Origin of the sequence: Microbacterium sp. SORGH_AS_0969 (assembly GCF_030818255.1) — a bacterium.
In the GTDB taxonomy this organism is placed as follows: Bacteria; Actinomycetota; Actinomycetes; order Actinomycetales; family Microbacteriaceae; genus Microbacterium.
The window spans coordinates 2,166,323-2,187,532 of record NZ_JAUTAG010000001.1 but is presented as its reverse complement, the minus strand read 5'-3'; the positions used below and the strand labels follow the sequence as shown (position 1 = coordinate 2,187,532).

The following is a 21,210-nucleotide window of genomic DNA, read 5'->3' as shown; positions in this document are numbered from 1 at the left end:
TCGCTCCTTAGCCTTTGACGGCGCCCTGCGTGAGACCGGACACGATCCGGCGCTGGAAGATCACGACGACGATGACGATGGGGATGGTGACGACGATGGCCGCCGCCGAGATCGCGCCCGTGGGTTCCTCGAACTGCGAAGCCCCGGTGAAGAACGACAGGGCCGCCGGCACCGGGCGGGCGGCATCCGTCGACGTCAACGAGATGCCGTAGACGAAGTCGTTCCACGCGATGAAGAACGCGATGATCGCGGTGGTGAACACCCCCGGTGCAGCGAGCGGCACGACGGTCTTGCGGAACGCCTCGAACGGGGTCGCCCCGTCGACCTGGGCGGCTTGCTCGAGCTCCCACGGGATCTGGCGGAAGAAGGCCGCGAGCGTCCAGATCGAGATCGGCAGCGTGAGCGACAGGTACGGGATGATCAGGCCGAGCCACGTGTCGTACAGGCCGACCACACGCCACAGGTTGAACAGCGGAGTGACGATCGACACGATCGGGAAGACCGACACCGCGAGCGCCGTGGTGAGGATGATGCGCTTGCCGGGGAAGTCGAGCCGGGCGATCGCGTAAGCGCACAGCGTCGCCAGCACCACGGCGACGAACGTCGCGATGAGCGAGATGCCGATCGAGTTGCGCAGCGCCGGGAGGAAGAGGTCCGGCGCGCTACCGCCCGGAGCGAGGATCGTGGCGTAGTTGTCGAGCGTCCATTCGGTGGGCAGCAGCGTTCCGGAGAAGAGGCCCGCCTGCGTCTTGAACGACGTCATCAGGATCGAGAAGACCGGGAAGAGCGACCACACCAGCACGACCGCGATAATCACGAGCCACATGATCCGCTGGGGCCAGGTCATTGCACGCATCAGGAGTTCCTCCCCGCAGACAGATCCACTTTGAAGCCCTTGATGAAGATGCCGGCGATGATGAGGACGCTGAGGAACAGCAGCACCGAGATCGCGGAGCCGAGACCGATCTCGAGGCGTCCGATCGAGGTGTTGTAGGCCAGCAGCGACAGCGCTTCGGTGTCGTTGGCCCCTGCGGTCATGATGAAGATGTTGTCGAAGATGCGGAACGCCTCGAGCGTGCGGAAGAGCACCGCGACCATGATCGCGGCCTTCATGTTCGGCAGGATGACGCGGCGGAGCACCTCCCACCCGGTCGCCCCGTCGACTTTCGCGGCTTCCTCAAGGTCGCCGGGCACCTGAGCGAGACCGGAGAGCAGTAGCAGCGAGATGAAGGGCGTGGTCTTCCAGACCTCGCTGAGGATGATGACCGTGAGCGAGGTGCCTTGGTAAGCGAACCAGTTGAGGTTCTCGTCGAACCCGGGGATCCACGACAGCCAGCTGTTGACGTACCCGCCGGAGTTGATGTCGAAGGCGTAGAAGAACGCGAAGGCCGAGACGACGGTGATGATGCCGTAGGGCACGAGGATCGCCGTGCGGGCGAAGCCGCGGAGCTTCTTGATCGCCCGGTGCATCACGAGCGCGAAACCGAAACCGATGATCAGCTCGAGTAGTACGGTGACGACGGTGATGAAGAGCGTCACGCCCATGGATTGCCAGAAAGCCGGGTCGCCGAGGATGACCTGGTAGTTGCGGAACCAGATGAACTCCCGGTCGTCCGGTGCCGTCAGTCGCAGGCTGAAGAGGGAGTCCCACAGAGCCTGCACGATCGGGTACAGCGTGACCAGGAGCATGATGCCGAAAGCGGGGCCGGCGAGCATCCAGCCCAGGCGGGCCTCCGCCCGGGCACGGTCGGAGCGACGCTTCTTGGGCTTCGCGCCCGGTTCCTTGTCGGCCCGGATCTTGCCGGCCGCAGCGATCTCAGCAGTCACAGCAGTCGCTCCCCTCTGAGCACCGCGAGGATGAAGTCGGTCGAGGTCTGCGGCGTCGTATCGGGGGTGACGGCGTTCGGCGGATGCCACGTGCGCTGCAGTCCGATGGAGATCTCGTTGTAGTACGGCGTCTGCGGTCGGGGCGCCCCCAGCTGCAGGGACTCCGCGATCGTGGATGCCATCGGGAACTTCTCGTTCACCTCGGCGTCGTCGTACGCGGCGAGGTTGGAGGGCGGGTTGCCGTTGGTGACGAAGTACCGCGCCTGGTTCTCGGGGCTGACGATGCACTTCACGGCCTGCCAGGCGAGATCGGTGTGCTCGCTGTACGCCCCGACGCCGAGGTTGATCCCTCCGACGGGAGGAGCGGCCGGGGTCCCGGCATCCACTCGGGGGTAGACCGCCCAGCCGAGGTCCTCCACGACCTCGGGGGCCGCGCCCTGCATGGCCGGGTAGACGAACGGCCAGTTGACCATGAACGATCCGTTGTCGCCCTGGAAGAGGTTCATGCTCGCGTTCTCGTCGGCCGTCGGCAGTCCCGGGCCGCCGAGGTTCGACGATCCGATACGCCCGATGATCTCGGCCGCCTTCTTGCCCGCGTCGGACTCGAGGCCCAGCTGCATCTCGTCGGGCTTCGCCTCGGGATCCTCGAGGATCTTGCCGCCGCCCGAGGCGACGAGGGCGTTGATCCAGACCGTGAGCGACTCGGCGAGTGCGCCCTGGACGCCGAGCTGCTTGTTCTGGTCTTCCGCGGCCTGCATGATCTGGTCCCACGTGACCGGCTGCGTCATGTCGAGACCGGCGGCTTCGGCGACCGACTTGCGGTACCAGAGCAGCTGCGTGTTGGCCCAGAACGGCACCGTCACGAGCTCCCCGTTCCAGCTGGCCGACTGCACCGCGCCCTCGACGATTCCGTCGGTGTCCTGCAGCTCATCGGGGACGGGAGCGAGGAATCCGGGCTCGGCGAGCTCGGGGATGAACGGCGGGTCGAGGCTCATGATGTCGAGCGAGCGGTCGCTCGCGGCGAGACGCCGGGCGAGCTGTTCCCGCTGCGAGGCGGCATCGCGCGGCAGCAGCGAGGTCTCGATGCGATACGCGCCGTCGGCGGCTTCGGTGCAGGATGCCGCGATCTCAGCCTGACCGCCGTCGTCGGGGTTGATGTACCAGGTGAGGGTCGGCACCCCGTCGCCCGCGGAACAGGCGCCGAGTGTGCCGGCGAGGACCACCGCGGACGCCCCGGCCACGATCCGTTTCGTTGTTCGCATCCGGCCCCCTCGCCTCGGTGCGGGCGTCGGTGCCCGGCGTCGTGCGTCCATCCTGTCGATGCGGGGCGGATCCGGGCACGAGGGTTGCCCCCGCCGATCGGGGGATGGTACTCGCGCGACCTCAGCTACCGGGCTGCCGTGGAGGCGATGAACACACGTGCTCACCAGCCGCAGCCGGAGGAGCAACGACATCGGAGGCGGGCAAAGGGTCCCATTTCTCGGGCCGCCGGAAGGTTGCGCCGTCCTGAGACTTCACGACCGCAGGGAGCAGGCACTTCTCCACGCGGGCAAGGGTGGTGCGTCGCGATGCGGGCATCAGACGACGCATGGCGTCTGAACCACGATGAGGAGGGAAGTGAGCGAAGATGTGTGCGTTGGGATTCGCGCCCCAGGCCATTTTCACGGCGGGGATGATATCGGTGTCGGCGGTCATGAGCATGAACGATTCGGCCCTGTTCGCGGCGACGTCGGCGACGAGGTGTACAGCGATGTTCACATGCGTCTGTTTCTCTTCGTAGCTGGTCCATGTCGCCCCGCACGATCGACAGGTCCGAGACTTCTCCTGAAACTGGCCTTTGATCACGGTCAATCGGCTCGGGTGCAAGCTGCGGAGCGCGGCGAGGTACCGATCCTGGCGAGCCTGCGCATCGGGTTCGTTCAGGACGATGGCGGTGAAGTACGTGACCTGAACGAGAGCTGACCGCGGCCGCAGAGTTGTCGCGAGCTTGACGATGTCGAGCCACAGCAGCCGGTTACCAGCCGCGTCGTGCAGGCCGTGATACAGGTTGAAGCCATCGATGTAGACGATGAGACGTTCTGCTTCTGCGGCTTCCACACTCCCCTCCACTTCCCTGCGGTGATAAACTGGGCGGACACCACAGCAGCGGTTGATTGTCACGATCGCTGCCCGACGCCCTCTTCCGGGAGGGCGTCTTTGTTTTCATCGACGCGCCGCTCCGCACGTTCGGGGCAACGTTCCGGCGCCATCGACCAGCAGGTGCATCGACCGAGATTGCGAGTTCCGTTCGGTGGATGAACGTACGTCGCCGGCGCCACGCTACCGGGGCTGACGGGGTGCGAACACCCATCACGGAGGGGAGCTATACCTGCATCCTGGGGATTTCACCCTGTGGCGCGGCACGCGCGCGCGAACGACGAACCGCCCCGTCCGGAGACGGGGCGGCTCTTCGAGAACGCGGGTTACTCGCCGCGCGAGATCGCGATCATCTCGTCGCGCGGAACGACCTTGATGCGGGCGCGCTCGTGCGGCGCGCCGAGGGCGATCTCATGCTCGTCGAGGCGGTGCCAGCCGTCGAGGTCGGTCCACCGGACGCCGCGCTCCTCGAGCAGGGCGGGGATCGCCTCTTCCTCGGGGTGCGCGGGACGCCACCACTCGCTCTGGTCGTTGATGACGTGGCGCACCGTCTCCATGGCATCCGACTTCGTGTGTCCGATGAGGCCGACGGGGCCGCGCTTGATCCAGCCCGTCGCGTAGACGCCGGGGATGCGCTCGTTCGACTCGGCCGACAGCACCTGGCCCTCGTGGTTGGGGATCACGCCGTGGCGCTCGTCGAACGGGATGTCCTTCAGCGGAGAACCGAAGTAGCCGACCGCGCGGTAGATCGCCTGGATCGGCACTTCGCGGATCTCGCCGGTGCCGACGACGCCGCCCTCGGCGTCGGGCCTCGTGCGCTCGTACCGGAATGCGGCGACGCGGCCCTCGGCATCCTTCACGACCTCGACGGGCTTGGCCCAGAAGTGCAGGTGCAGGCGACGGGATGCCTCTCCCCCGGCGTTGTTCACGCCCGGACGGGTACGCCACTCCTGCAGCACACGGTCGATGACCTTGACCTGCTTGTTCGTCTGGATCGCGGCGAGCGAGGCCTCGTCGTAGTCGAAGTCCTCGTCGTAGACGACCATGTCGACGTCGCGCAGCTCGCCGAGCTCACGGAGCTCGAGCGGGGTGAACTTCACCTGCGCGGGACCGCGGCGGCCGAAGACGTGGACGTCGGTGACGGGCGAGGCCTTCAGCCCCTGGTACACGTTGTCGGGAACCTCGGTGGGCAGCAGGTCGTCGGCGTGCTTGGCGAGCATGCGCGTGATGTCGAGGGCGACGTTGCCGTTGCCGATGACGGCGACCGACTCGGCCTCGAGCGGCCACTCGCGCGGCACGTCGGGGTGACCGTCGAACCAGCTGACGAAGTCGGCCGCGCCGTACGAGCCGTGCGCGTCGATGCCCGGGATGTCCAGGTCGGCGTCGCGGATCGCGCCGGTCGAGAAGATCACCGCGTTGTAGTGCTGCTTGAGGTCGTCGAGAGTGATGTCCTCGCCGAAGCGGACGTTGCCGAAGATGCGGATGTCACCGCGGTCGAGCACCTCGCGCAGCGCCGTGATGACGCCCTTGATGCGCGGGTGGTCGGGAGCCACGCCGTAACGGACCAGACCGTAGGGTGCCGGAAGCTGCTCGAACAGGTCGATCGAGACGTCGAACTGACGCTCGGCTTTCAGCAGGATGTCGGCGGCGTAGATGCCGGCGGGGCCGGCTCCGACGATGGCGAGGCGCAGCTTCGTCATGGGGTCCTCTCGATCGGGATCGGGGGGTGGTGGAAAAGTCAGGCCGAACGATCGGCGACCGCGCGGGCGAAGCGCGTCAGCGCCTCGCGCACGGCACCGTCGGGCAGCGGTACGAGGGCGTCGATCGCCTCTTGCGACCATTGGTGCGCGAGGCGGAGCGTCTCGTGCGTCGTGTCGTGATCGCGCAGCTCGGCGAGCGGAGCGTCGAGGATCGCCGGGTCGGCGCCGGCCGCGATGCGCTCCTGCCCCTCGTCGATGCGCGTGCGCAGATCGGCGGACGCGGCGTCGGAGCGGTGCCCGAGCAGCAGGTACGGCATCGTCGGCACGCCCGCGCGCAGGTCGGTGCCGGGCACCTTGCCCGTTTCGGACGCGTCCGGCGAGAGGTCGATCACATCGTCCAGAAGCTGGAAAGCGACGCCCGCCTTCTCGCCGAAGACCACCATGGGCTCTTCGAACTCTTCGGGGGCGCCGGAGTAGATGACGCCGCACTGCGCGGCCGCGGCGATGAGCGAACCGGTCTTGTCGGCAAGCACCTTCAGGTAGAAGTCGACGGGCTCGTCGCCCTCCGCAGGGCCCACGGTCTCATGCATCTGCCCGAGCACGAGCCGCTCGAAGGTGTCAGCCTGGAGCTGGATGGCCCGCTCGCCGCGCCGGGCCATGAGCTGGCTCGCGCGAGAGAACAGCAGGTCACCGGTGAGGATCGCGATGTTGTTGCCCCACACCGTCTGGGCGCTCGGCACCCCGCGGCGCTTGTCGGCACCGTCCATGACGTCGTCGTGGTACAGCGAGCCGAGGTGCGTCAGCTCGAGAGCAGTGGCGACCTCGATGACCTCGGGCGTCGTTCCGCGCCCGAGTTGCGCCGTGAGGATCGCCAGCATCGGCCGGACGCGCTTGCCACCGGCCTCGTACAGGTACCGGGCGGTGACGTCGGCGAGGCGATCGGCGCTTCGCACCTCTTCTTCGAGCGTGCCCTCGACGCGCGCGAGACCCGCCTCGACGGTCGACAGCAGGGTGCGCGAACGCAGGCCGGCGAAGATGCGGTCACTCAGGCCCAGCTTGCCCGACAGGCGGGTGCTGGCCGCGGGCAGTCTCGGGGTCACGGTTTCAGCCTATCCTGGCGCGCTCGCGCCGTCCCTCGGCTATCTCGACGGTTGACAGGCTGTCTGCGGAGCGAGGTCGTGTGCGCACGCGTCGGTCGCGCCGCACGCATCAGGCGGGGCGGATGCCGCGGTGCAGAGCGACGATGCCGAATGACAGGTTGCGGTAGGCCACGGCATCCCAGCCCGCGTCGCGCATCCAGCTGGCGAGCGTCGGCTGGTCGGGCCAGTCGCGAATGGACTCGTTGAGGTAGTCGTACGCCTCGGCGTTCGAGCTGACCGCGCGTGCGGCGATCGGCAGGACGCGGTCGTTGTAGAGGCGGTAGAGGCCGTTGAACGCGCGGGACGGCGGGTGCGAGAACTCGCACACCACGATCCGGCCACCGGGACGGGTCACCCGGAGCAGCTCGCGCAGAGCGCGCCGCGGATCATTGACGTTGCGCAGCCCGAACGACATCGTGACCGCGTCGAACTCCTCGTCGTGGAACGGCAGGTCGGTGGCATCCGCCTGCACGAACTCGAGGTTCGGCACGTTTCCGTGGCGACGGCGTCCCTCGGCGATCATCCCTCTCGAGAAGTCCGCCGCGACGACGTGCGCACCGCTGGGGACGAACGCCATCGACGAGGTCCCGGTGCCCGCGGCGAGATCGAGGATGCGCTCGCCCCGCTTCGGGGCGACGGCCCGGAGTGTCGCGGCGCGCCAGAAGCGGTCGTTGCCGAGGCTCAGCACGGTGTTGGTGCGGTCGTAGGCGGGGGCCACCTGGTCGAACATGCCGCTGACACGCTGCGGGTCCTTGCCGAGGTCGGCGCGGTTGGGGTCGCTGCTCACCCGTCGAGTCTAGGCGGGCGGGCGCGGCGGGTCTTCGGGGCTTGCGAGCTCGGCCAGACGCGTGAGCCACGGCCCGGTCACGGCGTCGGAGAACGGCGCGATGCCCTCGCGCACACGGTGCTCGAGTTCGACGGCGGTGGCCTCGAGGTGCGCGACGATGTCGCCGGGGTAGCCGTACTGCACGCGGTGCTCGTCCCACTCGTCGCGATCGTCGATCCACGTGCCGCGACCGTCGGTGCGGCGGACGACGTCGAGATCCATGTCGATGCCGCCGGGCACCCCGTCGTCGCTCCACCGGATGTCCCACGCGAGGTCGATGTACACGGCCACCGGGTGCGGGGCGGCGTTGTGGGTGAAGGCCCAGTCGCCGCTCGCGGGAACCAGCGTGACGTTGGGCTGGCGGCAGACGAACTCGGCCCCGGGGCGCGCGCTGCGCCAGCCCACCTGCTGGCCGAACCAATCGCCCCAGTCGTCGGATCCGAGGTAGACGCTGTCCTGCACCCAGTGGGGTGAGCCGTCCCACTTGCGCCAGCGGAACATCAGGCGCGTGCCGGGAGCGGGACGGGAGGACATGTCGCGAGTCTAAAACGGGCCACCGGCACCCTGGCGCATCCCGCGGCACCGCGCGCCCGACGCGCCGGGGGCACCTGCACCGACACGCATGCCCGAAACGGTCACGGACACGGATGCACGGCGTTATGTCGACGGCGAACGGTTGCCGAGAGCCCCGCCGAGAGCGGGTCTACGCTCGAGAACGTGATCGAACCCGCGGATGACGCCGTGCCGCGCCTGCGCGTGGTGACGCGCGAGCTGCCCCCGATGGACGATGTGCTCGCGTACACCACCCCCTACGACCCGCTCTTCTGGAGTCGTCGCGGAGAGTCCCTCGCCGCGTTCGGTGACCTGCTCACCCTGCGCTATCGGGGCGCACGTCCGGGCGACGCGAGCGTCGCCGACCGGTGGCGCGCGATCGCGGCGGCCGCCGAGGTCGACGACCCCGTACAGCTCCCCGGCACGGGACTCGTGGCTTTCGGATCGTTCGTCTTCGACCCCCGGTCCGAGCGCGAGAGCGTCCTGCGCGTGCCCGGAACGATCGTCGGCCGCCACAGCGGACGCGCGTGGGTCACGCGTCTCGCGTTCGACGACACCCCGGACGAGCCGGAACCCGAGCTACCGCCCCGCTCCCCGTTTGGACCGCACTGGTCGGCGACCCTCGGCCCTGGCCGCCAGACCGCTGAGGCGTACCAGGATGCCGTCCGCCTCGGCGTCGAGGCGATCCACGCCGGCGAGGTGGGAAAGGTCGTCCTCGCGCGCGACATCACCGGCACGATCCCGGCGGGCTCCGACCTCCGCCGTCTCGTGCGGTCGCTGCACGAGGGCTACCCGGACTGCTGGGTCTTCGCGGTCGACGGGCTGATCGGCGCGAGTCCCGAGACCCTCGTGACTGTGTCGGGCGGGACGGTGACCGCGCGAGTCCTCGCCGGGACCGTGGCCCGCGGAGCCGACGCCGACACCGATGCCGCGGCATCCCTCGCTCTTTCCGAGAGCACGAAAGACCAGGAGGAGCACCGGTTCGCCGTGCAGAGCGTGCTCACGGCGCTCCGTCCGCACACCTCGGCGCTCGCGGCGGCCGAGCAGCCCTTCACCCTCAAGCTGCCCAACGTGTGGCACCTCGCCACCGACGTCGAGGGCGTGCTCAGCGAGGCGGCGTCGTCGCTCGATCTCGTGGGCGTGCTGCACCCCACCGCGGCCGTGGCGGGAACGCCGACGAACGCGGCGATCGACGTGATCCGCCGCCTCGAGCCGTTCGACCGTGGGCGCTACGCCGGGGCCGTCGGCTGGATCGGCGCCTCGGGCGACGGCGAGTGGGCGATCGCGCTGCGGTGCGCCCAGATCGATCGCGCCGAGCCCTCGTCCCCGACCGCGCCGATCACCGCCTACGCGGGGGCGGGGATCGTCGCGGACAGCATCCCGGAGTCGGAGCTGCTCGAGACGCGCGTGAAGTTCCGGCCCATCGTGGACGCACTCGCCTGAGCCGGGTTCCGGGTCAGGATGCCGCGAGGCGGCGCTTCTCTTCGTCGACGTCGTAATCGGCCGCCGGCCACCGCGGATCGATGTCGGTGAGAGCGTCGATGAGCAGGCGCTGCACGGCGAGACGCGCGTACCACTTGCGGTCGGCCGGGATGACGTGCCACGGCGCGAGCGGCGTCGACGTGCGCTCGATCGCCGCCTGGTAGGCGTCCATGTAGTCGTCCCAGAGCTCGCGCTCGTCGACGTCGGACGGGTTGTACTTCCAGTGCTTGTCGGGCCGCTCGAGACGCTCGGCGAGACGCGCGCGCTGCTCGTCCTTCGAGATGTGCAGCATGACCTTGACGAGCCGGATGCCGAGATCCGCCGCCTCGGCCTCGAATCCGACGATCGCACCGTACCGGCGTTCGATCTCGTCCGCCGGGGCGAGCTGGCGGACACGACCGATCAGCACGTCTTCGTAGTGTGAGCGATCGAAGACGCCGATCCGGCCGGCATCCGGAAGCCGCTTACGGATGCGCCACAGGAAATCGTGCGAGAGCTCTTCGGCGGTCGGTTTCTTGAACGACGCGAGCTCGACACCCTGAGGGTCGACGGAGCCGACGACGTGTCGCACGATGCCGCCCTTGCCGGCGGTGTCCATGGCCTGCAGCACGAGCAGGACGGAACCGGTCGCCGTGCCGGCGACACTCTGGGCGAACAGACGCTCTTGCAGACCCGAGAGCGGGGCGATCCCGGCCTCGAGATCGGCTTGGCCGTCGGCCTTCTTCCCGTCATACCCGGGGGTGGCTCGGGTGTCGATGTCGGCGAGGCGGAATCCCGGGGCGACGCTCAACGCCTCGGACGCGGGAACCGACCATCTTTCGCTCGTGCTCATCCCGTCATCGTGGCGCGAACCACCGACATCGCGCCACGCCTTGACGCGAAGGTGATCCTGCGAGAGGTCAGCGCGGCGGGAGCTCAGCGCGGCAGCGGGACCTCGATGAGCTGCCGCCCGCCGCCCGGGGCCGTGAGCACCTGGTCGAGGGCGACGCGCGTGGTGACGCGGTGGTACTCCCAGCCGAACGCGAGGGCGAGCTGTTCGAGGCGTGCCGTCTGCGGGGTGTACTGGACGCGTTCCATCGCGTCGGCACCGGCCACGGCGGCGACCTCGAGGCCGTCGAAGATCGTGCCCCCGCCGTCGTTGCCGACGACGACCTGCAGGCGGGGCTCCTCCTCGCCCGGGGGCAGCAGGAGCGCGCCGAGATCGTGGAGGAACGCGAGGTCGCCCAGCAGCACGCGGGTCACGCCGGGGCGCTCCTCGATCTGACTCGCGAGTGCGATCCCGGTGGCCGTGGCGACCGTACCGTCGATGCCGGCGAGTCCGCGATTCGCATGTACCGACACCTTCTTGCCGCCCAGGAGCTCGTCGGCGACGCGCACCAGGCGGGACGATCCGAACATCAGGCGGTCGTGCGGCCACGTCGCCCGCCACAGCGCATCCACCAGAGCGGCGCGGTCGAGCGGGGCGCGGATGACCTCGACCTCGGCGTTGATCGCCCCGAGGCGTTCGTGCGGCACGGCCGAGGCGAGACCGTCGGCGTCCGGGGCGGGCGGAGACAGGTCGACCGCCGCCTCGCGCGACGCGCGCATCCACGCGCCGAGCCACGCGCGGTCGATCTCGCCGCCCGCGACGCGGATGGCATCCACTCCCTGGGTCGTCCCGTTGAGGTTGACCGGCTCGCCGGGCCCGCGCACCGCGATCACCTCGACGTCTTCGCGTCCGAGGAGTGTCGCGACCTCGCGGCTGAGGGTTGGATGACCGAGCACCACCGCGCGCTCGATGCGGCCGCCGAGCTCGGGGTCACGCAGCAGCGCGCGATACCCGTGCACGACCTGGCGCCCGAACCGTGCCCCGCTGACGATCTCGGCCACGAGCGGGAAGCCGCCGCGGTGAGCGAGCTCTTCGGCGGCCGGCCCGGCGTCGGCACCGGCGACGACGATCGTGCGCGGCCCGAGCTCGAGGAGGAACGCGGCCTCGGTCTCGGGGGCGACGTCCGCGACCCCGATCCCGCCTCCGCCCTGGTAAAGAGCACCGGATGCCTCGGCCTCGCCGTCGCTCTCGAGGTCGACGGGCGGGGCCACCGGCCGCGCGGTGGCGCGCTCGATGAGCCACTCCGGAGCGGCGCCCGCGAGCGGCTCGCGCAGCGGGACGTTGAGGTGGACCGGGCCCGCCGCTCGCGCCCCTTCGCCGAGGGAAGCGGCGAGAGCTGTCGCCGCGACCGCGTCGAACTCGGCGGTCTGTTCGGCGGTGCCGTCGTGGTCGACGGCCTCGGGGACGGGAAGGTCGGCCTCGAAGCGCGCGGCCGCGCGGAACAGCCCGGGCTGGCGGGTGGTCTGGTTCGCGCCGACGCCGCGGAGCTCGGGCGGACGGTCGGCCGTGAGCAGAAGCAGCGGCACACCGGCGTGGTGGGCTTCGAGAGCAGCGGGCAGCAGGTTGGCGACCGCGGTGCCCGAGGTGCAGACGACGACGGCCGGCATGCCGGTCTCGCGGCCGATGCCGAGGGCGGTGAATCCGGCCACGCGTTCGTCGATGCGCACGTGCAGGTGCACGAGGCCCGCCCGCTCGAGGTCGGCGGCCACGAGGGCCAGGGCCTGAGAGCGCGAACCGGGACTGACGACCACATGCCGGACCCCGCGGGCGACGAGGCCGGCGAGGAGGGCGGATGCCGCGTCGGTCGCGGGCGCCGCGGCGCGCTCGATGGGCGTGCTCACGGGTCAGCTGACGGCGCCGCGCTGTCCGCGGGCATCGTCGTCGCCGGGGTCGTCCCGGGTCTCCGGGCGTGCATCGCGCGGGTCGTCGGCTTCGGAGTCGAGCTGTGCCAGCTCTTCTTCGAGGCGGCGGATGCGCTCGTCCTGGTCGGCGCGGGCGGCGGGCGAGAGGCGTCCCAAGAACTCGGGGTCGTCGTCCGGCGCGCGCCGCAGCGCGGGGGCACCCGCGCGACCGCGGCCGACGAGGAACCACAGGATGCCGCCGAGCACGGGCAGCAGGATGACGATGACCATCCAGGCGCCCTTGCTGACCCCGCGGTGTCGCGTCGCGGGCTGCACCGCGCAGTCGACGATCGTGTAGACCCAGAAGGCGGTCGCCACGAGCGCCAGTACCAGAAGCAGCCGTGCCATGGACCGATTCTACGTGCGTCGGCTGGACACGGGCCGGGCGCCGCCGAGCCCGTGCCCCGCCGTAGAATGGGGAGATGCGTGCTCGCTCGGCCCTCGTCTACACGGTCCTGCGATTGCTCGCATTCCTCGTGCCGCTCGGCATCCTGCTGCTGTTCCCGGTGTTCCAAGAGCTCCCGTGGCTCGCTGCGGTCTTCGCCGCCCTGATCGGGCTCAGCCTTTCGCTGCTCTTCCTCCGCCGCCCGCTCGACCAGGTGACCGGCAGTCTCGCCGAGCGCCGCGCCGCTCGCGCCACGACGGGTCGCCGCTCGGGCGCTGAGGCCGACGCCGATGCGGAGGACGCGGTGGTCGACGCCGCGTCGCCCGAGACCGAGGCGGCGGCAGAACCGACGAAGCCCGACGCTTCCGAGCGCTGAGCCCAGCCCGGCTTCGCTGCTCGGACGAAGCCCGACGCGTCCGAGCGCTGAGCACCACCCGGCTTCGCGACTCAGGCGACGAATGCCCAGAACAGCAGCGCGCCGTACGCCACTGACGTGAAGCTCGTGACCTGCAGCGCGGTGATCAGCTCGCGCGGTGTGCGATAGGTCCACACGATCAGCACGGACGACAGCGCCCCCAGAAGGGCGATCAGCGTCAGCCAGGCGACGGGGTAGAACAGGGCGAGGAACGCCGAGATCGCGAACGGGATGAGCACGAACACCGTGAACAGCACCTGCGTCGCACGACGGCCGATCAGCACCGAGAGAGTGCGCTTGCCGGCAAGACGGTCCTGATCGATGTCGCGCAGGTTGTTGGCCAGCAGCACCGCGCACGCGAGGAGCCCCGCAGCCACCGCGCCGAACCACGCCTCCTGCGGGATCTCCTGCACCTGCACGCAGGTGGTGCCGAGGGTCGCGACCAGGCCGAAGAACACGAAGACGAACAGCTCGCCCATCGCGTTGTACCCGTAGGGACGCTTGCCTCCCGTGTAGAACCAGGCGGCCACGATGCACACCGCGCCGACCGCGATCAGCCACCACTGGCCTGTGCGCACGACGATCGCGAGGCCCACGAGCGCGGCGAGCGCGAAGAACGCGAGCGCGACGATGAGCACGGTGCGCGGCTTCGCCTTCTTGCCGCCGGTCAGACGCCCGGGTCCCACGCGGACGTCATCGGTCCCGCGGATGCCGTCGCTGTAGTCGTTGGCGTAGTTCACGCCGATCTGGAGCGCGAACGCGACCGCGAGACACGCGAGGGCGATCACCCAGTGGAGCTGGTCGTCGACCAGGGTCGCGGCTCCCGTGCCGATCAGCACCGGAGTGATCGCGAGCGGCAGCGTCCGCAGCCGGGCGGCGGCGATCCAGTCGCGCGCGGTGGCGGGGGTCACGGCCTGCGGTGCCCCGCTCTTGTGCTTCTGCGGATTGCCGTGCGGACGACGCTTCGGGGCGGGACGCGAGCGCTTACGAGACTGTGCTGCCACGGAGGGTCATCCTAAGCCCGCGCCGTCGAACCGCCGCGCCAACGACGCCCGGTCGGGCTTGCCCGACGACAGCGTCGGCAGGTCGTCGACGGCGATCACGCGCGCCGGTCGCGCCACGGAGCCCACGTGCTCAGCGACCACGTCACGCACGCGGGCCAGGATCTCGCTCGTGGCGGCAGGGTCGAGGCCCGGAGCGATCACCGCGGACCCCTGCCCCCAGGTGGCATCCGGGATCGCGACGACGACGGCCGACTCGAGACCCCGGATGCCGCGCACCGCCGCCTCGACCCGGTCCAGCGACACGTTGACCCCACCCGAGACGATGACGTTGTCGAGACGGCCGGTCACGCGCAGCACGCCATCGACGAGCTCTCCCCCGTCGCCCGTGCGGTACCACCGCCGGCCGGCCTCGTCGGTCGGGAAGACGGATGCCGTGCGCTCAGGGTCGCCGAGGTAGCCCTCGGCGAGCGTCGGGCCCGACAGGCGCACCTCGCCGCCGACGATCGCAACCTCGACGCCGTCGAGCGGCACCCCGTCGTAGACGCAGCCGCCGCTGGTCTCGGTCGAGCCGTACGTGCGCACGATCCGCGCCCCGGCCGCCGCCGCACGCTCGCGGACGGCGGGGGCGAGCGCCTGACCGCCGATGAGGATGGCCTCGAACGAGCGCAGCGCCTGGGCGATGGTGTCGTCGTGGTCCGCGGCATCCAGGAGTCTCTGCAACTGCGCGGGGACGAGCGAGGTGTAACTCGGAACGCGCGCGCCGTCGATGTGGGAAGCCATGCCGAGGGCCGCCGCCGCGAACGGCTCGGGACGGAAGGGTCCGGCGACGACGGCCGGCTCCCGGTCGGCCAGCAGAGCCCGCACGATCACCTGGACGCCTGCGACGTAGGTCGCGGGGACGGCGAGCAGCCATGCCCCCTCGCCGATGCGCGCGGCCGTCGCGTAGGCGCTGCTGATCAGGGCGATGCGCGAGATCACCACCGATTTCGGAACGCCGGTCGAACCCGAGGTGGTCACGACGGCCGCGGTCCCCGCGGGTACCTCGCCCGGCAGCGCCTCTCCCCCGAGCGCGACGGCAGGACCTGCGCCGAGCACCGCCGCCCGCAGGGCGCGCACGACATCGCGAGGATCCCCGGATGCCGGGGCCTCGAGCCTCACGCGGTCGCTCCGGGCCTCAGTAGTGCCACGGCACATCGGACCAGTCGGGGTCGCGCTTCTCGAGGAAGGAGTCGCGCCCCTCGGCCGCCTCGTCGGTGCCGTAGGCGAGGCGCGTCGCCTCCCCGGCGAACACCTGCTGCCCGACGAGCCCGTCGTCGACCGCGTTGAACGCGAACTTCAGCATGCGGATCGCCGTCGGCGACTTGGTCAGGATCGTGCGGGCCATCGCGATGGCCTCGCGCTCGAGGTCGGCGTGGGGCACGACGCGGTTGACCGCCCCCAACTCGTACGCGCGCTGCGCCGAGTACTCCTCCGCGAGGAAGAAGACCTCTCGCGCGAACTTCTGCCCGATCTGGCGCGCGAAGTAGGCGGAGCCGTAACCGGCGTCGAACGAGCCGACATCGGCATCCGTCTGCTTGAAACGACCGTGCTCGGCGCTGGCGATCGAGAGGTCGCAGACGACGTTGAGCGAGTGCCCGCCGCCCGCCGCCCACCCGGGCACCACGGCGATGACGACCTTCGGCATGAAGCGGATGAGACGCTGCACCTCGAGGATGTGCAGGCGTCCGGCGCGACCGGGGTCGTGTACGACGTGCTCCTCGTGCGAGTACTTGTAGCCGTCTCGCCCGCGGATCCGCTGGTCACCGCCCGAGCAGAAGGCCCAGCCGCCGTCCTTCGGGCTCGGGCCGTTGCCGGTGAGCAGGACGACGCCGATGCGGTGGTCCTGCCGCGCGATGTCGAGGGCCGTGTACAGCTCGTCGACGGTGTGCGGGCGGAAGGCGTTACGCACCTCGGGGCGGTCGAACGCGATGCGCGCGATCCTCCCGTCGTGGGTGACGTGCGCGGTGATGTCGGTGTATCGCTCGGCACCGGGCGCGAGAGTCCACTCGGCGGGGTCGAACAGCTCGGAGACGGTCATCGGAACCTCCCTGCGCACGTTGCGGATACGGTGCACGCAAGTTCTACAGTACGGTGAGTGCAAATAACTCGGCGCGGCGTGAGCGCTTTAGTACCGCAAAGACAGGGAACTCGGCGCACTAAGTGCAAGTAGTTTGCCCTCTATCCGCAAGTGAGCAAGCCATGACAGACAAGTACGTGATTCCACGTCTGGACTTCGAGTCACAACTCGTGGCGATTCTCTTCGAGATCGAACGGCTCCGCTCCGACATCGGAACAGGTGACACCCCGCGCGACACCTACCTCGAGCTGCACAGACTGTTCGACTTCGTGATGAGCGTGGTGTCGGCGCGGATCGAGGGGAACCACACGACGGTATACGACGCCTTGGATCAGATCGAGAGCGGCATATCGTCCACCGCGGATCAACTCAGCGAGATCAAGAACATCGCCGAGACCGCCCGGTTCATCGATAGCTTGCCCGCCGAAGCCGCACTCACGCATACCCTTATCCGCGAGATCCACCGCCGCACGGTGGACGGCCTCGTTCGCGAGGGAGATCCGACACCAGGTTCCTACCGAAAGGTAGACGTGGCGATCACGGAATCGACGCACGTGCCCCCGAGCTGGGTAACCGTGCACGCCGAGATGTCGGCCTTGCTCGACTTCGCCAACGCGGAGCGCCCTCTCCACGAACAGATGCTGCAGATCGCGATCGCGCACCACCGGTTCGTCTGGATCCACCCGTTCCGCAACGGCAATGGGCGCGTCTCTCGCCTCTTCACCTATGCGATGCTCCGCAAGACGATCTTCGCCACACGGGGTTACAGCGCTCTCAACCCGACGGCGGTGTTCGGCAACGATCGTGACGCCTACATCTCTGCACTCGAACGAGCGGACAGCCTGACCGCCGACGGGACAATCGCCTGGGCGGAGTTCTTCGTGAGCGGCATCCGTGACGATATCGCTCGATTGATCGAGCTACAGCGTCACGAGTTCGTCATCGACCATCTCGTCGGCCCCGCGCTCGACAGCCTCCTGCGCGACGGTGTGGTCAGCCGTGAGGCTCATGCCGCTTTGCGCGTGACCTTGGAGCGCGGTGTCGTGAAGGCCGGCGATCTCGAGGACGTCATCCGCGGCAGCGCCGCTCAGCGTTCTCGTTTCATCCGGGGACTCCGCGAGCGCAACCTCCTGCAATACGCCGAGGAAGGACCGCGGTTCTATCGACTGTCCCTGTCGCGCGGCCCCTTGGCAACGCGGCTCATCCGGCGGCTTGACACTCTCGGTTACCTCCCGCGGATGCTCTCCGACGACTGACGCAGGAGTCATGAGCCCGAGCCGAGCAGGTCACTGGGGAGTCAGCTGAAGCTCTCCGGCGACCCAGTCGAAGCCGACCACCTGGGCGTAATAGAAACCGAGACCGGTGTTGTAGAGCGTGCCGTTCGCCAGGGAATTGACGTCGAACTTGTTCTGCGCATCGGTGCCGCCCGTCGTGACCGTCCAGAGCGGTGCCCCCGCGGGCGTGGAAACGGCAAGTGTCTGTCCGGGGGCGACGATGCCCGAATCGACGGTCAGGTCTCCGGCCACCGAAGTGTCGAACATCCCCTTGGGCGCCCCGGTGTCGAGATCGGTCGGGCCGCAGTTCGCCGCATTCGAGCCCACCGTCCAGCACAGCGTGACGTCCTTGTTGTAGAACGTCGTGCCGCTCATGGACGCAGGCGAAGGCACCGTCGACAGCGGGGTGGTGACGGTCTGGGCCGACGGGGTCGGGCGACCGATCTGCAGGGTGCCCGAGTCCGTCGCCGAGATGTCGACCTGGAAGCCCTGGTCGTAGGGGGCGGGCAATTGCACGAACGGGGAGAGCAGGCCCGCAGACGCCGTCTCGGCGGCGACAGGGGCCACACCCATGATGCCCTGGGCCTCGGTGCCGTAGATCGCCTCTGTCTGTTTCGTCGTGACGATGCCGAAGGTGATGTCCTGCGTCGTCTGCACACCGCCGATCGAGAAGGATCCCGTCGCGAGGTCGGTCTCGAGCGAGTCGCTGACATAGCCGACCTTGAACGGCGTCGAGGTCTTCGTCACCTCGGGCCCGACGACACCGGGCTCCACGAACAGTCCGGTCGACCCCGTGTCGAGCATGACGAGGAAAGGCGCGCCGCCGCCTACGGAGATGGTGGTGTACAGACGCAGACCGCCCGAGGGCGAATGAACGAGCGGCACGGAAACGGTCGCAGCGTCGGTCGTCGGGGTCGTCGGGGTCGTCGGGGAGGCCGACGACAACGACGACCCTTCGGCGACCAGGGAGTCGACGTCGGAAGGATCGTTCAGTCCCGCGCACGCGGGCAACGTGAGGACGACGGAAGTTGCGACAGCGGCCACCAGGAGGGCACGACGAAGGGTCATGCGCTCATCATGGCGTACCGGGGTCAGCTATTTTTGCCGTCGCGCCAGGCCAACCAGCGCTCGATGAGCGAGTAGTCCCATTCGGGGCCCGAGAAGCCGAGTGTGAACAGGCGGGTGCCCGCGTCGAAGAGAGCGTCCGCGACCTCTTCGTCGCGGTCCTTCAGCTCGTTCGAGACGATGAGGCCCGAGAGGTCGCGCCCCTCGGTCTCGGCCCACTTCTCGATGACGCCGAGCTTGTGGGGCAGCTCGTCGGGCGTGACGAAGCTGTGCCAGATATCGGCGTGCTTCGCGACGATGCGAAGGGTCTTCTGCTCGCCCTTTCCGCCGATCATCACGGGGATCTTGCGGGTGGGAGCGGGGTTCAGCTTGCCCCAGCGATCGACGATGCGGTCGAGGTCGGTCGCGAGCGCGTTCAGGCGCGAGCCGGCCGTGCCGAACTCGTAGCCGTACTCGTCGTAGTCGCGCTCGAACCAGCCCGAGCCGGTGCCGAAGATGAAGCGGCCGGCGTCGCCGCCCTTCTTGCTGATGTGGTCGATCGTGCGGGCCATGTCGGCCTGCAGGTCGGCGTTCCGGTAGCTGTTGCAGTTCACCAGCGCGCCGAACTCGACGCGCTCGGTCTGCTCGGCCCACGCCGCGAGCATGGTCCACGACTCGAAGTGCTCGCCGTCGGGGTCGCCGTAGAGGGGGAAGAAGTGATCCCAGTTGAACAGGATGTCGACGCCCATCTCTTCGAGACGGAAGACGGCATCGCGGATGTCGGAGTACTGGACGTGCTGCGGCTGGATCTGGACGCCGAGGCGCACCGGAGTGTCGAAGAGCATGGCGCCAGCCTATTCCCGGGCGTGGACACGCGGGCCAGGATGGGGAGATGAGCACCGCGCCCCTCCCCCCGCTCGACGACATCCTCGCGACGGCGCGGGTGGTCTCCCTCCCGCTGGCCACCCGCTTCCGCGGTGTCGAGGCCCGCGAGGCGGTCGTGTTCGAGGGGCCCGCGGGGTGGACGGAGTTCTCGCCCTTCGTGGAGTACTCCGACGCGGAAGCGGTGACGTGGCTCGCGGCCGCCCTCGACTTCGGCTGGAACCCCGCACCGACGGCCCGGCGCGATACGGTCCCCGTCAACGCCACGATGCCCGCCGTGGCGGCATCCGAGGTCCCGGGAATCCTGGCCCGGTACGACGGATGCCGGACGGTCAAGGTCAAGGTCGCCGAGGCGGGGCAGGTGCTCGACGACGATGTCGCGCGGGTGCGGGCGGTCCGGTCGGCGATGGGTCCCGAGGGTCGTGTGCGCGTCGATGCGAACGGCGCCTGGAACGTCGATGAGGCGGAACGGGCCGTGCACGCCCTCGCCGAGTTCGACCTGGAGTACGTCGAACAGCCCTGCTCCGAGGTCGACGAACTCGCGCAGCTGCGCGAGCGCATCGCGTACCTCGACATCCCGATCGCCGCCGACGAGAGCGTGCGCAAGGCCGACGATCCGCTGAGGGTGGCGCGGATGGGAGCGGCCGATCTGCTCGTCGTCAAGGCCCAACCGCTCGGCGGCGTGCGCGCGGCGCTCGACATCGTCGCGCAGGCGGGACTGCCCGCGGTGGTCTCGAGCGCTCTCGACACGTCGATCGGCCTCTCGATGGGCGTCGCCCTGGCCGCGGCGCTCCCCGCGCTCGACTACGACTGCGGGCTCGGCACCGCGTCGCTCTTCACGGCCGACGTGGTGGCATCCCCGCTCCGCGCCCGGGGCGGAGTCCTGCCCGTTGAGCGCCCGCGCCCGAATACCGCTGATCTCGATCGCGTCGCGGCGAACGACGATCGTCGCGACTTGTGGCTGGACCGGCTGCGGCGCTGTCACGCCGCGCTCGAGCTCACTCGAGGATGAGGCCCACGACCTGCGACAGACGCTCGGCCAGCTGGACGCGCGACACGGTCACCGCCTGATTGGTCAGCAGAGCGGTCTCGGACGTCGAGATCCACACCGCGAGCAGGAGCTCCGTCGCCACCTCGGCGGGGACCCGCAACGCCAGCCCCCGCGCGTCAGCGATGTCGCGCACGAGCTGCGTGACGCTCTCGCCGAGCCCCTGGTTCAGCGTCAGATAGGCCTCGGCGAACTCGGGATTGCGCAGGGCCTGCAAACGTGTCTCGGCGCCGAGGAGCACATCGAGGCGGTCCTCGCCGGTCGCCTCGAGCACCTCCTGGACGAGTTGCATGACATCGCCCGCCCCGTTCAGCCCCCGATCCTCGATCGAGGTCACGCGCGCGCGGACCGACGCGATGGTCGTCTCGGCGGAGCGCGCGCACAGCGCGAGGAACAGTTCCTCCTTCGAGGCGAAGTTCGAGTAGAAGGCACCGCGCGTGAATCCCGCTCGCTCGCAGATCGCCTCGACCGAGGCGGCCTCGATGCCGACTTCCGCGAACATCTCGGCCGCGGCATCCATGAGACGCGTGCGCGTGTTCTCCCGTCGACGCGACGGCGCCGGTGCCGTATCCGTCATCCACATCCTCCTGCTCACACCCGAGACTCAGGTT

Annotated in this window: 21 protein-coding genes; 4 read left to right on the top strand and 17 right to left on the bottom strand. The window is 69.5% G+C overall.

Annotated features, from left to right (window positions below):
• Nucleotides 1–7: 7 nt before the first annotated feature.
• From QE388_RS10115 to QE388_RS10080, 8 genes are all read right to left on the bottom strand, one after another.
• Nucleotides 8–856, bottom strand: coding sequence for a carbohydrate ABC transporter permease (locus tag QE388_RS10115; RefSeq protein ID WP_307385121.1), 849 nt, complete (start codon nucleotides 854–856; stop codon nucleotides 8–10).
• Nucleotides 856–1,797, bottom strand: coding sequence for a carbohydrate ABC transporter permease (locus tag QE388_RS10110; RefSeq protein WP_307387111.1), 942 nt, complete (start codon nucleotides 1,795–1,797; stop codon nucleotides 856–858). Before QE388_RS10110 ends, QE388_RS10115 begins: the two co-directional genes overlap by 1 nt.
• Nucleotides 1,798–1,823: 26 nt before the next feature.
• The gene (locus tag QE388_RS10105; RefSeq protein WP_307385119.1) at nucleotides 1,824–3,089 is read right to left on the bottom strand and encodes an extracellular solute-binding protein; all 1,266 of its coding nucleotides are present in this window, start codon (nucleotides 3,087–3,089) and stop codon (nucleotides 1,824–1,826) included.
• A gap of 121 nt (nucleotides 3,090–3,210) precedes the next feature.
• A complete protein-coding gene (locus tag QE388_RS10100; protein WP_307385117.1) occupies nucleotides 3,211–3,987 on the bottom strand; it encodes an NYN domain-containing protein in 777 nt (258 codons plus the stop codon).
• A gap of 302 nt (nucleotides 3,988–4,289) precedes the next feature.
• Nucleotides 4,290–5,663 carry an FAD-dependent oxidoreductase gene (locus QE388_RS10095; RefSeq protein ID WP_275797031.1) on the bottom strand — a complete coding sequence of 458 codons (1,374 nt, stop codon included), beginning with the start codon at nucleotides 5,661–5,663 and terminating at the stop codon, nucleotides 4,290–4,292.
• Nucleotides 5,664–5,701: 38 nt separating this feature from the next.
• Nucleotides 5,702–6,763, bottom strand: coding sequence for a polyprenyl synthetase family protein (locus QE388_RS10090; RefSeq protein WP_307385115.1), 1,062 nt, complete (start codon nucleotides 6,761–6,763; stop codon nucleotides 5,702–5,704).
• Nucleotides 6,764–6,872: 109 nt separating this feature from the next.
• Nucleotides 6,873–7,589: a demethylmenaquinone methyltransferase gene (locus QE388_RS10085; RefSeq protein WP_307385113.1), complete on the bottom strand. Its 717-nt coding sequence runs from the start codon at nucleotides 7,587–7,589 to the stop codon at nucleotides 6,873–6,875.
• Nucleotides 7,590–7,598: 9 nt separating this feature from the next.
• Nucleotides 7,599–8,162 (bottom strand): DUF402 domain-containing protein, encoded by a 564-nt coding sequence (locus tag QE388_RS10080; protein ID WP_058596861.1) that lies wholly within the window; start codon nucleotides 8,160–8,162, stop codon nucleotides 7,599–7,601.
• 246 nt (nucleotides 8,163–8,408) lie between these two features.
• Here QE388_RS10080 and QE388_RS10075 point away from each other — a divergent pair, with 246 nt between their 5' ends.
• Nucleotides 8,409–9,623 carry an isochorismate synthase MenF gene (locus tag QE388_RS10075; protein ID WP_307387110.1) on the top strand — a complete coding sequence of 405 codons (1,215 nt, stop codon included), beginning with the start codon at nucleotides 8,409–8,411 and terminating at the stop codon, nucleotides 9,621–9,623.
• A gap of 13 nt (nucleotides 9,624–9,636) precedes the next feature.
• Here the strand turns inward: QE388_RS10075 and QE388_RS10070 are convergent, their stop codons facing one another.
• The 3 genes from QE388_RS10070 to QE388_RS10060 all read right to left on the bottom strand — a co-directional run bounded on the left by QE388_RS10070 (nucleotide 9,637) and on the right by QE388_RS10060 (nucleotide 12,779).
• Nucleotides 9,637–10,494, bottom strand: a complete 858-nt coding sequence (locus QE388_RS10070; protein WP_275797037.1) for a polyphosphate kinase 2 family protein — start codon at nucleotides 10,492–10,494, stop codon at nucleotides 9,637–9,639.
• A gap of 83 nt (nucleotides 10,495–10,577) precedes the next feature.
• On the bottom strand, nucleotides 10,578–12,371 hold the full coding sequence (gene menD / locus QE388_RS10065) for a 2-succinyl-5-enolpyruvyl-6-hydroxy-3-cyclohexene-1-carboxylic-acid synthase (protein WP_307385111.1): 1,794 nt from the start codon (nucleotides 12,369–12,371) through the stop codon (nucleotides 10,578–10,580).
• Nucleotides 12,372–12,374: 3 nt separating this feature from the next.
• Nucleotides 12,375–12,779, bottom strand: coding sequence for a PLD nuclease N-terminal domain-containing protein (locus QE388_RS10060; RefSeq protein ID WP_307385109.1), 405 nt, complete (start codon nucleotides 12,777–12,779; stop codon nucleotides 12,375–12,377).
• 74 nt (nucleotides 12,780–12,853) lie between these two features.
• On the opposite strand from QE388_RS10060, the gene QE388_RS10055 reads away from it, so the two are divergent.
• Nucleotides 12,854–13,192, top strand: a complete 339-nt coding sequence (locus tag QE388_RS10055) for a DUF4229 domain-containing protein (RefSeq protein WP_307385107.1) — start codon at nucleotides 12,854–12,856, stop codon at nucleotides 13,190–13,192.
• A 71-nt stretch (nucleotides 13,193–13,263) separates the two neighbouring features.
• Here the strand turns inward: QE388_RS10055 and QE388_RS10050 are convergent, their stop codons facing one another.
• From QE388_RS10050 to QE388_RS10040, 3 genes are read right to left on the bottom strand one after another with little or no spacing between them, the layout of a single operon-like run.
• The gene (locus tag QE388_RS10050; protein WP_307385105.1) at nucleotides 13,264–14,235 is read right to left on the bottom strand and encodes a 1,4-dihydroxy-2-naphthoate polyprenyltransferase; all 972 of its coding nucleotides are present in this window, start codon (nucleotides 14,233–14,235) and stop codon (nucleotides 13,264–13,266) included.
• 6 nt (nucleotides 14,236–14,241) lie between these two features.
• Nucleotides 14,242–15,393, bottom strand: a complete 1,152-nt coding sequence (locus QE388_RS10045) for an AMP-binding protein (protein WP_307385103.1) — start codon at nucleotides 15,391–15,393, stop codon at nucleotides 14,242–14,244.
• 16 nt (nucleotides 15,394–15,409) lie between these two features.
• Entirely contained in the window at nucleotides 15,410–16,312 is a 903-nt protein-coding gene (locus tag QE388_RS10040) for a 1,4-dihydroxy-2-naphthoyl-CoA synthase (protein ID WP_058596855.1), read from the bottom strand.
• A 161-nt stretch (nucleotides 16,313–16,473) separates the two neighbouring features.
• Between QE388_RS10040 and QE388_RS10035 the strand changes: the two genes are divergently transcribed.
• Nucleotides 16,474–17,607: a Fic family protein gene (locus tag QE388_RS10035; RefSeq protein WP_307385102.1), complete on the top strand. Its 1,134-nt coding sequence runs from the start codon at nucleotides 16,474–16,476 to the stop codon at nucleotides 17,605–17,607.
• A gap of 30 nt (nucleotides 17,608–17,637) precedes the next feature.
• On the opposite strand, the gene QE388_RS10030 is transcribed toward QE388_RS10035, so the two are convergent.
• Entirely contained in the window at nucleotides 17,638–18,693 is a 1,056-nt protein-coding gene (locus tag QE388_RS10030; RefSeq protein WP_307385100.1) for a hypothetical protein, read from the bottom strand.
• A 23-nt stretch (nucleotides 18,694–18,716) separates the two neighbouring features.
• Nucleotides 18,717–19,514, bottom strand: coding sequence for an LLM class F420-dependent oxidoreductase (locus tag QE388_RS10025; protein WP_307385098.1), 798 nt, complete (start codon nucleotides 19,512–19,514; stop codon nucleotides 18,717–18,719).
• Nucleotides 19,515–19,561: 47 nt separating this feature from the next.
• On the opposite strand from QE388_RS10025, the gene QE388_RS10020 reads away from it, so the two are divergent.
• On the top strand, nucleotides 19,562–20,563 hold the full coding sequence (locus QE388_RS10020; RefSeq protein ID WP_307385096.1) for an o-succinylbenzoate synthase: 1,002 nt from the start codon (nucleotides 19,562–19,564) through the stop codon (nucleotides 20,561–20,563).
• Here QE388_RS10020 and QE388_RS10015 read toward each other — a convergent pair.
• Nucleotides 20,550–21,176 (bottom strand): TetR/AcrR family transcriptional regulator, encoded by a 627-nt coding sequence (locus QE388_RS10015; RefSeq protein ID WP_275799472.1) that lies wholly within the window; start codon nucleotides 21,174–21,176, stop codon nucleotides 20,550–20,552. The genes QE388_RS10020 and QE388_RS10015 overlap by 14 nt on opposite strands.
• Nucleotides 21,177–21,210 lie beyond the last annotated feature (34 nt).

Coding starts and splice junctions, on each gene's coding strand:
- QE388_RS10055 (WP_307385107.1), top strand. CDS start 12,854: ATGCGTGCTCGCTCGGCCCTCGTCTACACGGTCCTGCGATTGCTCGCA.
- QE388_RS10015 (WP_275799472.1), bottom strand. CDS start 21,176: ATGACGGATACGGCACCGGCGCCGTCGCGTCGACGGGAGAACACGCGC.
- QE388_RS10070 (WP_275797037.1), bottom strand. CDS start 10,494: ATGAGCACGAGCGAAAGATGGTCGGTTCCCGCGTCCGAGGCGTTGAGC.
- QE388_RS10025 (WP_307385098.1), bottom strand. CDS start 19,514: ATGCTCTTCGACACTCCGGTGCGCCTCGGCGTCCAGATCCAGCCGCAG.
- QE388_RS10075 (WP_307387110.1), top strand. CDS start 8,409: ATGGACGATGTGCTCGCGTACACCACCCCCTACGACCCGCTCTTCTGG.
- QE388_RS10030 (WP_307385100.1), bottom strand. CDS start 18,693: ATGACCCTTCGTCGTGCCCTCCTGGTGGCCGCTGTCGCAACTTCCGTC.
- QE388_RS10115 (WP_307385121.1), bottom strand. CDS start 856: ATGCGTGCAATGACCTGGCCCCAGCGGATCATGTGGCTCGTGATTATC.
- QE388_RS10080 (WP_058596861.1), bottom strand. CDS start 8,162: ATGTCCTCCCGTCCCGCTCCCGGCACGCGCCTGATGTTCCGCTGGCGC.
- QE388_RS10105 (WP_307385119.1), bottom strand. CDS start 3,089: ATGCGAACAACGAAACGGATCGTGGCCGGGGCGTCCGCGGTGGTCCTC.
- QE388_RS10020 (WP_307385096.1), top strand. CDS start 19,562: ATGAGCACCGCGCCCCTCCCCCCGCTCGACGACATCCTCGCGACGGCG.
- QE388_RS10040 (WP_058596855.1), bottom strand. CDS start 16,312: ATGACCGTCTCCGAGCTGTTCGACCCCGCCGAGTGGACTCTCGCGCCC.
- QE388_RS10095 (WP_275797031.1), bottom strand. CDS start 5,663: ATGACGAAGCTGCGCCTCGCCATCGTCGGAGCCGGCCCCGCCGGCATC.
- QE388_RS10035 (WP_307385102.1), top strand. CDS start 16,474: ATGACAGACAAGTACGTGATTCCACGTCTGGACTTCGAGTCACAACTC.
- QE388_RS10060 (WP_307385109.1), bottom strand. CDS start 12,779: ATGGCACGGCTGCTTCTGGTACTGGCGCTCGTGGCGACCGCCTTCTGG.